Annotated in this window: 7 protein-coding genes; 2 read left to right on the top strand and 5 right to left on the bottom strand. The window is 64.3% G+C overall.

Features of this window, described 5'->3' with window-relative positions:
• Window positions 1–77 precede the first annotated feature (77 nt).
• From glgB to AC1PLU_RS00855, 4 genes are all read right to left on the bottom strand, one after another.
• Window positions 78–2261, bottom strand: a complete 2184-nt coding sequence (glgB, locus tag AC1PLU_RS00870; protein WP_481107427.1) for a 1,4-alpha-glucan branching protein GlgB — start codon at window positions 2259–2261, stop codon at window positions 78–80.
• An 11-nt stretch (window positions 2262–2272) separates the two neighbouring features.
• Window positions 2273–5623, bottom strand: a complete 3351-nt coding sequence (treS, locus tag AC1PLU_RS00865) for a maltose alpha-D-glucosyltransferase (protein WP_481107426.1) — start codon at window positions 5621–5623, stop codon at window positions 2273–2275.
• Window positions 5620–8736, bottom strand: a complete 3117-nt coding sequence (locus AC1PLU_RS00860) for a maltotransferase domain-containing protein (protein WP_481107425.1) — start codon at window positions 8734–8736, stop codon at window positions 5620–5622. Before AC1PLU_RS00860 ends, treS begins: the two co-directional genes overlap by 4 nt.
• A 543-nt stretch (window positions 8737–9279) precedes the next feature.
• Window positions 9280–9546, bottom strand: coding sequence for a DUF6959 family protein (locus AC1PLU_RS00855; RefSeq protein WP_481107424.1), 267 nt, complete (start codon window positions 9544–9546; stop codon window positions 9280–9282).
• A gap of 24 nt (window positions 9547–9570) precedes the next feature.
• Here AC1PLU_RS00855 and AC1PLU_RS00850 point away from each other — a divergent pair, with 24 nt between their 5' ends.
• Entirely contained in the window at window positions 9571–9870 is a 300-nt protein-coding gene (locus AC1PLU_RS00850; protein ID WP_481107423.1) for a hypothetical protein, read from the top strand.
• 78 nt (window positions 9871–9948) lie between these two features.
• Here AC1PLU_RS00850 and AC1PLU_RS00845 read toward each other — a convergent pair whose 3' ends face one another.
• On the bottom strand, window positions 9949–10602 hold the full coding sequence (locus AC1PLU_RS00845; protein WP_481107422.1) for a DUF4142 domain-containing protein: 654 nt from the start codon (window positions 10600–10602) through the stop codon (window positions 9949–9951).
• 247 nt (window positions 10603–10849) lie between these two features.
• Between AC1PLU_RS00845 and AC1PLU_RS00840 the strand changes: the two genes are divergently transcribed.
• Window positions 10850–11518 (top strand): hypothetical protein, encoded by a 669-nt coding sequence (locus AC1PLU_RS00840; protein WP_481107421.1) that lies wholly within the window; start codon window positions 10850–10852, stop codon window positions 11516–11518.
• The last annotated feature ends 1 nt before the right edge of the window (window position 11519 follow it).

Below are 11519 nucleotides of genomic sequence, written 5' to 3'. Positions count from 1 at the left end.
TCGTTTACCACTCTACGGCGCGCAATCTAACAGGTGCCACACCGCCGGACCAGCAGTCCGGCGGTGTATGCGATGCATCAGCCGTGCGGGGTCAGCACGATGACGCCCAGCGGCGGCAATAGCAGCGGCAGCGATTGTGCCTGGCCATGCATGGACTGCTGCTCTGCAGTGACCACACCGCCATTGCCCAGATTGGCACCGCCGTAGATGCCGGCGTCGCTATTGAACACTTCGCGCCACTGACCGCTCTGCGGCACACCGATGCGATACCCATGCTGCACGATCGGGGTGAAGTTGATCACCACCAGCACCGGTGCATCGCCGCGTTTGCCCTTGCGCAGGAACGCAACCACGCTATTGGCCGCATCATCGCCCACCACCCACGCAAACCCGGACGGATCGTCGTCGTAGGCGTGCAGCGCGGGGTATTCGACATACAGTCGATTCAGATCGCGCACCAGCGTCTGCACACCGCGATGGCGCGGGTCGTCGAGCAACTGCCACGGGATGCCGCCGTCGTGATTCCATTCGGTCGGCTGGCCGAACTCGCAGCCCATGAACAGCAACTTGCGCCCGGGGTGAGTGAACATGAAACCCAGGTACGCACGCAGATTGGCGAAGCGCTGCCAATCGTCGCCAGGCATACGGCCCAGCAGCGAGCCCTTGCCGTGCACCACTTCATCATGCGAAATCGGCAGCACGAAGCGCTCCGAATACGCATAGACCATGCTGAAGGTCAGCTCGCCGTGGTGATAACGGCGGTAGATCGGATCCAGCGCGGCGTAGTGCAAGGTGTCGTGCATCCAGCCCATGTTCCACTTGTAGTGGAAGCCCAGGCCGCCATGCGCCACATCGGCGGTGACGCCAGGAAACGCGGTGGATTCCTCGGCAATCATTACCGCACCGGGCGCATGCTCGCGCACCACCTCGTTGAGCCGGCGCAGGAACGCGATGGTTTCGTAGTTCTCGCGCCCGCCGTGGATGTTGGGCACCCACTCGCCGGCATTGCGGCTGTAATCGCGGTACAGCATCGAGGCCACCGCATCCACGCGCAGGCCGTCGACGTGGAAGCGCTGCAGGAATTCCAATGCGCTGGCGATCAAGAACCCGGAGACCTCGCGGCGCCCGTGGTTGTAGATCAGCGTATTCCAGTCGCGATGGAAGCCTTCGCGCGGGTCGGCATGCTCGTACAGCGCCGTGCCGTCGAAATGCGCCAGGCCGTGTGCGTCGGTGGGGAAATGCGCCGGCACCCAGTCGACGATCACGCCGATGCCTTCGCGATGGCAGCGATCGACGAAGCGGGCAAAGCCATCCGGCGAGCCGAAGCGCGCGGTCGGCGCGAACAGGCCCAGCGGCTGATAGCCCCACGAGCCGCCGAACGGATGCTCGGTCACCGGCATCAGCTCGACATGGGTGAAGCCCATATCGGCCACGTACGGAATCAAGCGGTCGGCCAGGCCATCCCAGTCCAGGTCCACGCCTTCCTCGCGCAACCAGGAACCGGCATGGATCTCGTAGATGCTCATCGGTGCGTCGTGCGCCTGCCGACGCGCGCGCGTGGCCATCCAGCCGTCATCGCTCCACTGATGCGGGGTGGGGTCGGCCACGATGGAGGCGGTGCCCGGCGCCAGCTCGGCACGCCGCGCCACCGGGTCGGCCTTGGCCGGCAACTCGTTCCCATGCGGGCCGCGTAGCTGGTACTTGTAATGCGCCCCCGGGCCGACGTCGGGCACGAACAGCTCCCACACGCCGGACTGGTGCCGCAACCGCATCGGATGCCGGCGCGCGTCCCAACTGTTGAAATCGCCCACCACCGCCACGCGCGTGGCATTGGGTGCCCACACCGCAAAGCGCGTGCCGCGCACGCCATCGACTTCGATCGCGTTGGCGCCGAGCGCGTCGGCCAACTGCAGATGATGGCCTTCGCTGATCAGGTGCAGGTCGAAGTCGCTGAGCTGCGGGCCGAACGCATACGGGTCGGCGGTGTCCTGCTCGCCGCCGGGCCAGCCAATGCGCAGGCGGTAACCGCCCTGCGCCGGCAACGCGCCGGCGAACAGGCCCGGCTCCGGGCCTGCCTCCAGCGCGATGACCTGGCCATCGTCGAGCACGGCATTGACGTAGTTGGCACCCGGTTGATAGGTGCGCAGCAGCCGACCGCTGTCAGTCGGGTGCGCGCCCAGGATGGCGAATGCGTCGCCATGGCGTGCCTCGGCCAGGGCGCGGGTTGCGCCGGGATCCCATCGATTGGTCACTGCTGTCATCACTCCACTCATCATGTGTCTCCCGCACCAGCGCGCGCGCGGTGCAGGATGCGTCGCAAGCCCTCGATCGGCACCATCAGCCAGCCGGGGCGGTTGGCAGCCTCGTAACGCACCTCGTAACAGGCCTTCTCCACCAGGAACAGCAAGGTGGCCGCGTTGAACGCTGCCGGTGCGATCCACGGGTGCGTACTGGCGTCGAGCACGGCATGGTACGCGTCCAGAAACGCCTGTGTGGAGCGACGGCGGAACTGCACCAGGAACTCGTCCAGATGCGTGTCCACGCCCACGCCCGCACGCGCGGCGGTGCCTTCCTCGCCACGTGCCGACACTTCGCTGGCGTAATCGAGCGAGCGCAGGAAGCCGGCCACATCGCGCAGCGGGCTGGCCTTGGCACGCCGCTCGGACAGCGGCTTGGCCGGCTCGCCTTCGAAGTCGATCAGCACCACATCGTCGAAGGCCACCAGGATCTGGCCCAGGTGGAAGTCGCCGTGCACGCGGGTCAGCAAGGAGTCGGCCAGCACGCTCGGTGCCTGGGCGAGCAAGGCATCCAGCTGCGGACGCTCGGCCAGCACCGCCTGCAGCGCTTCGCGTTCGGTCGCATCGTCGCTGCCGGCCAGGCGTGCATTGACGGTGTCCCACATCTCTTCGACCTGGCGTGCGACGCCGGCCACCACATCGTTGGCGGTGGGCAGGTCGATGCGCTGCGGGGCGAAGTCGGCGTCGTCGGTGTCGCGCGACAAGGCCTCGTGCAGCTCGGCCAGGCGCTTGCCGACCACCGCGGCGAAGGCGTCGTAACCGGCGATGGCCTCGGCACGCGATTCGTCGGTCTGCGCGGTGGCGTACTCGTCGAAGCTGCGTGCCAGATGGTCCAGCGTCCAACGCCAGGCATCGCCCTGATTGCGGATAAAGCCCTGCAACAACGCAATGGTGGTGATGGTGCCCTGCGCGTCGATGCGGCTGACGCTGCCCAGCAGGGGCGCGGCGTTGGCATAGCCCATTTCGGTCAGACGACGGCCGATCTCGATCTCCGGATTGGCGCCATTGGCCACATGCCGCAGCAGCTTGAACACCGCCTTGTCGGCGACCACCAGCGAGCTGTTGCTCTGTTCGGCCGACAACCAACGGATGTCCGGATCCTGCGGAATATCCAGCGTGGCCAACGCCGGCGTCGCTTCGAAACGCACCTGTCCCTGCTGCGAGGCATCGTCACCATCGCGGAACTCCAGCGTGGAATTCTCGCGCAGCGCATCGATCACTCCGCGCACCATCGGCTTGAGGGCGAACGCGTCGGTGAGATAACCCACCTCGCGGCCCTGACGCACACGCGCCAGTGCCAACTGCTCGGCCAGGGTGCTGGGGTGGTCGCGCTCCCACACGATGCCGATCGGCAGCATGTAGCTCTCGTGGCGGCCATCTTCCAGCTCCACTTCCAGCTCCAGCAGGCTCATCGGCTCATCGCCGGGCAACGGCGTGCGACGCGAGATACGCACGTGTTTCAGCACCTGATCCTTGGCCGAGAACCAGCGCCGCGCCGACAGCCAGGCCGGCAGGATTTCGCTTTCCAGTGTGGACAGATGCGGCAGCAGCGCGTTGCCTTCGTCGGTATCGCTACGCAACACCAGCGTGCGGTAATCCGGCAGCGGCACCGGGGTGGGCACATGCCAATCCGGCAAGGTCCCTTCGCTGACCAGCTGGAAGGCGTAGAAGCCGAACGGCGGCACAGTGAGCAGATAGGTCAAGCGGCCGACCGGCGGGAAGCTGCCGCCACCGATGATGTCCACCGGCACGCGGCCTTCGAACTCGGACAGATCCAGTTCCACCGCCTGCAGCGTATGCGACAGATTGGCCACGCACAGCACCGTCTCGTCCTGATAGCAACGCAGGTAGGCCAGCATGCGGCGATTGCCCGGATACAAAAAGCGCAAGGTGCCGCGGCCGAAGGCCTGGTAGCGCTTGCGCACGCTGAGCACGCGGCGGGTCCAGGTCAGCAGCGAATGCTGGTCGCGGATCTGCGCTTCCACATTCACCGCCTGGAAGCCGTACAGCGGGTCCATCACCGGCGGCAACACCAGTTGCGCCGGGTCGGCGCGCGAGAAACCGCCATTGCGGTCGATCGACCACTGCATCGGCGTACGCACACCATCGCGGTCGCCCAGATGGATGTTGTCGCCCATGCCGATCTCATCGCCGTAATACAGCACCGGCGTGCCGGGCATGGTCAGCAACAAGGAGGTCATCAATTCGATACGGCGGCGGTCGCGCTCCAGCAGCGGCGCGAGACGGCGACGGATGCCTAAGTTGATACGCGCGCGGCGATCGGAGGCGTAGGTCTGCCACAGATAATCGCGTTCCGAATCGGTGACCATTTCCAGCGTCAGCTCATCGTGGTTACGCAGGAAGATCGCCCACTGGCAGCTCTCCGGAATCTCCGGGGTCTGGCGCATGATGTCGGTGATGGGGAAGCGGTCTTCGCGCGCGATCGCCATGTACATGCGCGGCATCAGCGGGAAGTGGAACGCCATATGGCATTCGTCGGCGTTCTGGCCGAAGTATTGCTGGGTGTCTTCCGGCCACATGTTGGCCTCCGCCAGCAGCATGCGGTCCGGGTATTCGGCATCCAGGGTGGCGCGGATCTTGCGCAGGATCGCGTGGGTTTCCGGCAGATTTTCGTTGGAGGTGCCGGAGCGCTCGATCAGGTACGGCACCGCATCCAGACGCAAGCCGTCCACGCCGCGATCCAGCCAGAAGCGCATCACTTCCAGCACCGCTTCCAGCACGGCGGGGTTGTCGAAGTTGAGGTCCGGCTGGTGCGAATAGAAGCGGTGCCAGAAGTACTGCCCGGCCACCGGATCCCAGGTCCAGTTGGATTTTTCGGTATCGCAGAAGATGATCCGCGTGCCTTCGTATTCCTGGTCGGTGTCCGACCACACATAGAAGTCGCGTTCCGGCGAGCCGGCCGGCGCATTGCGCGCACGCTGAAACCAGGAATGCTGATCGGAGGTGTGGTTGATCACCAGCTCGGTCACGACGCGGATGCCGCGTGCATGCGCCTGCGCCACCAACTGCTCGAAGTCTTCAATGCTGCCGTAGTCCGGATGCACCGCCATGTATTCGGCAATGTCGTAGCCGTCGTCGCGGCGCGGGCTGGGGTAGAACGGCAGCAACCAGATGGTGTCCACGCCGAGTTCGGCGATGTAATCCAGTTTGGAAATCAGGCCGGGAAAATCGCCGATGCCATCGTCGTTGGAATCGAAAAACGACTTGACGTGCACCTGATAAATGATCGCGTCTTTGTACCAAAGCTGATCTGCAACCACCGCAGACTGTTCTGCGTCGGCTTGTAACGATGGGACTGCATTCATGCGACCTCTCCTGCGCGGATGCGCCATAACGCGAACGGCCGCGTCGCCTCTAAACGGATGTGTTGTTGCTTGCCTTGCCATGTGAAGCGATGGCCGTCCCACAGATCGTCCACTGCCACGCTGGCGTGATCGGGCAGGCCCAACTCCCACAATGGAATTTCGATATCGGCGTCCTGCGCGGCATTGGGGTCCAGATTGATTGCCACCAACACCATGCTGCGGCTGCGCGAGAGGTAACCGGCATCCAGGAACTTGCCGAAGTACAGCACCTGCTCGTTGTGCGCCTGATAGAAACGCGTGCCCAGGTGCGACTGCAGCTCGGGATGCATGCGACGCAGCTGGTTGAAACGGGTGATCTCATCGACGATGTCGCCGGGCGCACGTTCGGGCCAGGCGCGCAGCTGGAATTTCTCCGAGTCCAGATACTCTTCCTTGCCCGGCGCCAGCGGCGTGGCTTCGCACAGCTCGAAGCCCTGATACATGCCCCACAGCCCCGACAAGGTCGTGGCCAACGCGGTGCGGATCAAATGCCCGGTGCGCCCGCTGGTCTGCAGGAACTGCGGATTGATGTCCGGCGTATTGACGAAGAAATGCGGGCGGAAGCATTCGCGCGGCACGCCCTGGTTCAGCTCTTCCACGTACTCCTGCAGCTCGTGCTTGTGGTTGCGCCAGGTGAAGTAGGTGTAGGACTGCGAGAAGCCGCACTTGGCCAGGCGATACATCATCTTCGGCCGGGTGAAGGCCTCGGACAGGAACACCACGTCCGGGCGGCGCCCACGCACATCGGCAATCAACCACTCCCAGAACGGGAACGGCTTGGTATGCGGGTTGTCCACGCGGAACAGCGTGACGCCCTCGTTGACCCAGAACAGCACCGCATCGCGCAGCGTGTTCCACAGATCGGGCACCGCACCGCTGGCGTAGAAATCGACGTTGACGATGTCCTGGTACTTCTTCGGCGGGTTCTCCGCGTACGGAATCGAGCCATCCGCACGCCAGGTGAACCAGTCCTTGTGGTCCTTCAACCATGGGTGATCCGGCGCGCACTGGATGGCGAAGTCCAGTGCCACTTCCAGCCCATGCGCACGTGCGGCCTGGATCAGGCGGCGGAAGCCATCGAGCCCGCCGAGTTCGGCGTGCACTTCGGTATGCCCGCCATCGCTGGCGCCGATCGCATATGGGCTGCCCGGCTCGCCTTCCACCGCAGTGACCGTGTTGTTGCGGCCCTTGCGGTTCTTCGCGCCGATTGGATGGATCGGCGGCATGTACAACACGTCGAAGTTCATCGCACGGATATGCGCCAACCGTTCGATCACATCGTCGAAGGTGCCGTGGCGCTGCGGGTCGCCGCTCTGCGAGCGCGGGAACAATTCGTACCAACTGGCAAAGTGCGCCGCGCGGCGCTCCGACTCCACCCGGAAGGTCACTGGCGTCTCGGAGCGGAACGGCTTGTCGTCAGCCAACGCCATCGCCTGTGCGGTGTCCGGCTCCAGCACGATGGCCAGCTGCTGCAACGGCTCGCTCTGCGCACCGATGCGGGTGAGGACGGCCTGCAAACGCTCGCCCAATGCACCTTTGCTGCGTGCATGCGCGGCCTGCACCACCGCCACGGCCTCCTGCACATCCACCGGCAGCACCGTGTTGGCTGCGCGCTTCTTTTCCAGATCCGCATGCAAGGTGGCGAACACATCGCGCCAGCCTTCCACACGGAACTCATAGGTACCGATGCGCTCCAGCGGAAACTCCGCACGCCAACGGTCGTTGCCCAAGGCGCGCATCGGCGCGCTGGCCCAGGTCTTGGCATCGGCCGGGCGCCACAGCACGGCGACTGCAATGCGGTCGTGCCCATCGCAGAACGCATCGGCCTCTACACAGATACGATCGCCCACCGTCCGCTTGACCGGGAAGCGACCGTTATCGACCGAGGGCGTCACCGATTCGATGCACACACGTGGCCACGCGGCCGCGGTCTGCGCACGTGGGCGCATGCGAGGCACTGCCAGCACATGCCGCGCCGGCACACTGCGATACACGCGCACCTCGCCCGGCTCCAGCGCTTCCAGCGTCGCACCAGACAAGGTGCTGCCGTCTTCGCCCACCAGCGCTTCGGCATCGCCGAGCAGACGCAGCAGATCCGGTGCCGGCACCGGCACTACATGGTTGGCATCGCCATTGATCAACAACAAGGACGGCAAGCCACCCAGCGGCTCCACCGCCACGGCCGTCAACCCGGTGGCTTCGCGCAATAGCGGGCGCAGCCGCAGGCCGGCATTGCTTGCCGGCACGCTGTCAGTAGCACGGATGGAAGATGGCACTGCATCAAGCTGCGCAGCGTTCAACAACCACGCCCCACCCAGTGCCTGCGCCAGCTGCCAGTGCTGCGCAGGCGTCGCCGCACGCTTGCCATCGGGCGCATCCAGCACCGCAACCACCTGGGCGGCAAGTGCGCGCAATGCGGTGTCTTCATCGAAGAACCAACTGCTGCGCCCATCCCACCACGCGAGCGAGGAGAACGCCGCATCGAACCCGGCACCGGCCAACTGCTGCAAGGCTTCAGTGCCCAAGCCTGGCGTCCACGCTGCAAACACCACTTCCGGCGCCTGCGCATGGACGCGTGCGATCAACTCGTGCCAGCGCTGCGCCGGCACCTGTTGCGGCTGCAGCAGGCGAAAGCCGGCCACACCTTGCGCCGCCCAGTCCAGCAAGCGCGCGCTCCACCACTCCACCAGCGCCGCACCTTCCTGCGCATAGGCAAAACGCGCCTCGGCCACTTCCGGCGTCGCCCGCGGCTGACGCGGGTCCGGCACCGCCGTGCTGCGTGCACGGAACCACTGCGGGTTCTCGCGCACCACCGCACTGGCGCCGCCTACTTCGTCCAGGCGCACATCGAGCAGCAGCTTCACGCCAGCGCGCTGCGCCGCCTGCACAAGCTCACCCAGGCGCGCTGCGTCGGCCTCGCTGCCATTGGCGACTTCGCTGAGCCGGCCCTCTGCATCGCGCTCGAACGGCGGCGGCGCCACCACGTAGTCACAGCCCGCCTCGCGGGCCGCGACGCAGCGCTGCTCCAGCCCGGCTTGCTCATTGGTTGTTTCGTTGAGTACACAAATCCGCATGGCGCCTCCTCAGCAGACCGCGGCGCAAACACGCGCCGTGACGACAATGGGAGCAACGCGGCGCGAACCACCCAGCAGATCCACAGGCGCTCGCTCACGACGCACCAGTCCAACTCCCGTCCAGATCGCCCCTTGCCTACCCGCCGCCTGGCCGACCTTTCCACCTGTGACTGCACTCATGCGCAACTCCGCAACGATTCTTGACCCATGCAGTCAAGCACCCTCACTGCGAATTTCATGTGTCGGTCGAATTGACGAAAATCAAACAAGCGCGGCCGTGGTGCGGGCTCAGGCAGCATTGGCCAACTCCCCAAGCGTTGTAGGTTAGGGCCTCAACCTGCAGGGAAAGCAAGGATGCGGAGCTACGTCATGGCGACACTGCTGACCATCGCCACAGTTGCACGGCAAAGGATCAGAGGCTGAGCCCGAGCCGTGCCGGAGAGCAGGATGCGACGCTTGAGTTAAGCCCACCTGCCAAGCACAAGCTACCTGGACGAATTGTCAGGCACCCGTGGACAGGGAGAAAGGAATGTCCAGCTGATGTTAGCTAAGTACTGCGGTGTAATGGGCCAGCACACCGAGCAGCTTGCTGTGTACATCTTGTAGCTCATCAGAAGCATCGGGACCACCGGCTAGCGCGTCGGCGACCTGGGCACATAGCGCATGGAGTGTATCTCCTTGCAGAAAAACTCCTGGAGACTTTCGCCCAGTCATTGCAACGTTGCGATGACACTTGGTAATGAAGCAATCACGTTCGATGGATGCGTAAGAGGAGATCACATTGATAAAGCACCCCAGCTGCGGCAACATTCCAGATCGTAGCGATGTCAAGGTATGAGCATTCAAACAAGAACCAATAATGCATTCGTAATCCGCTCTTTCCTATCGCTTGTTGGTGGAGTGGTCTTGTTTCAAGCCGGAAATGCGCTGGGCAAGGGCTCCTCCTATCAGATCAACTGGTACTTCATTGCCCTTTGTGCGGTCTATGCATTAATTCCGATCGCCATTCTCCGGGCCATTCAGCGTCGCCCCAGTTTTTCCAAGCGTCTGTATTCGATAATTCTTAGCGTGTTGGCGCTATTGGCAGTTGTGGGAGGAACCGCCTTTTCCCTGATCCCCCTTCCAGGTCCCTAAGCTCGAAAACGACGACGTCGCGCTCACTCGCCGTTTGCAGACCAAGCGTGGCAGACCGGCGATCTGCCACACCCACGCTTACATCGTCTTCTTGATCTCTTCCGCCTTCGCCAGGTGCTGCTCGACGTGCGCCTTGGTCTCGGTCAGGTGCTGCTTGACCGGCTCGGTCGACGCCACTGTCATCATCTGCGTCTCGATCAGCTGCAGCGCGTCCTTGTGCCCGACGATCATTGCATCGATGTAGGCCGCCGCGTAGTCGTTGCCGGACTTCTGCCCCAGCGTGGACAGGTCCTGCTCGCCCTTGCTCTCCAGCTTCTTGACGTCCGGGGTTTCGGCCAGCGTCCCCAGCACCTTGGTCTTTTCCAGGTTCTCGGTGTGCTCTTTCTCCATCATCTTCGCGTACTCCAGCACCGCGCCGATGACCTTCTTGTCCTGCGCCTGCTTCGCTGCGGCGATCTCGTGGTTATCCACCGCCCCGAGCAAGCCCAGCGCGATGTCATCTCCGGAACTCGCGCGCGCCGCGCCTTCCGGCGCCGGGCTGGCTTCGCCGACAGGCGGTGTGGTCGGGGTCGCCGCGCCACCGGTCGGCGTCGGCTCGGTAGACGCGGCAGGCGCTGCGGCCTCCTTGTCGGCATCCGGCTTGCAGCCAGCGAGCGCCAGCGCCGCGACGATGGACAGGACCAACAGTGATTGTTTCATGCTCCACTCCCTCTCGATTGGAGACAGCAGCATCGCCCTCCCCAGGTGAAGAGGGCTCATACACGTCCACTGAGTTAATCAGACACAAGCATGGGTTGCGGGGCGAAGACACAACGCCGCACCATGCACGCACCGCACGCGGCGGCGCGCGCTTGCGTGCGGGCGTGGAACTGGACGTGGGTCAGCGCGGCTGTGGTACGCATGGCGTGTGGTGACACTTTCCTGCTGAAAGACGGCCCGGTTTACCGCACACTACCGCGCCACATTTGGAGTGATTGCCATGCATAAGGCCTGGATGCTTGCCCTGTTGGGCGTTTCGCCGTTGGTCCACGCCGCGCCTGCCACCGACGATGCCACCTGCCGCAATGGGTTGTTCACCAGCGCGCCGGTGGCGTTCTCCCTAGGCAAGGTCATCCCGCCGCGCCTGCATCTGCTCAAGGACACCGATGGCTGTCCCGACACGGGCGGGGCCGCATGCCAGGGACGCGCCTACGTGGTCAAGAACGATATCGTCCTGACGGCGCAGCGCCGCAATGCGTATGTCTGCGTGCTCTATCCCAACAAGGGAGGCGGCAATGCTGGTTGGGTCGCACAGTCGAGCCTGCAGATGCAGCCAAGCGCGGCCACACCCACACCGCAGGCGTGGAACGGCCACTGGCACTATGGCGACAACACGCTGCAATTGACCACCAACCCAGACGGCAGCATCACCGTCAACGGCGATGCGTACTGGCCCAGCGCCTATCCCGACCCGGAACAGACGCCGGGTGGTCCGCACACCGGCTCGGTCACCGCGCGCGGCTATCCAGAAGGCAACCGCGTCGAGGTCAACGAGAACACGTGCAAGGTGCGCCTGCAATTGCTGGGCGACATGCTGCTGGTCGACGACAACCTGGAATGCGGCGGAATGAACGTTTCCTTCGGTGGTGTGTATCGAAAGAAGCAATAGC

Source organism: Xanthomonas sp. NCPPB 2933, assembly GCF_056725225.1.
Note: the sequence above shows the minus strand (reverse complement) of the source record. Positions and strands in the feature narration are given on the sequence as shown.

Excerpts from the sequence above, each read along its gene's own strand:
- AC1PLU_RS00850 (WP_481107423.1), top strand. The coding sequence starts at position 9,571 with ATGAGCATTCAAACAAGAACCAATAATGCATTCGTAATCCGCTCTTTC.
- AC1PLU_RS00840 (WP_481107421.1), top strand. The coding sequence starts at position 10,850 with ATGCATAAGGCCTGGATGCTTGCCCTGTTGGGCGTTTCGCCGTTGGTC.
- glgB (WP_481107427.1), bottom strand. The coding sequence starts at position 2,261 with ATGACAGCAGTGACCAATCGATGGGATCCCGGCGCAACCCGCGCCCTG.
- treS (WP_481107426.1), bottom strand. The coding sequence starts at position 5,623 with ATGAATGCAGTCCCATCGTTACAAGCCGACGCAGAACAGTCTGCGGTG.
- AC1PLU_RS00860 (WP_481107425.1), bottom strand. The coding sequence starts at position 8,736 with ATGCGGATTTGTGTACTCAACGAAACAACCAATGAGCAAGCCGGGCTG.
- AC1PLU_RS00845 (WP_481107422.1), bottom strand. The coding sequence starts at position 10,602 with ATGCTGCTGTCTCCAATCGAGAGGGAGTGGAGCATGAAACAATCACTG.
- AC1PLU_RS00855 (WP_481107424.1), bottom strand. The coding sequence starts at position 9,546 with ATGTTGCCGCAGCTGGGGTGCTTTATCAATGTGATCTCCTCTTACGCA.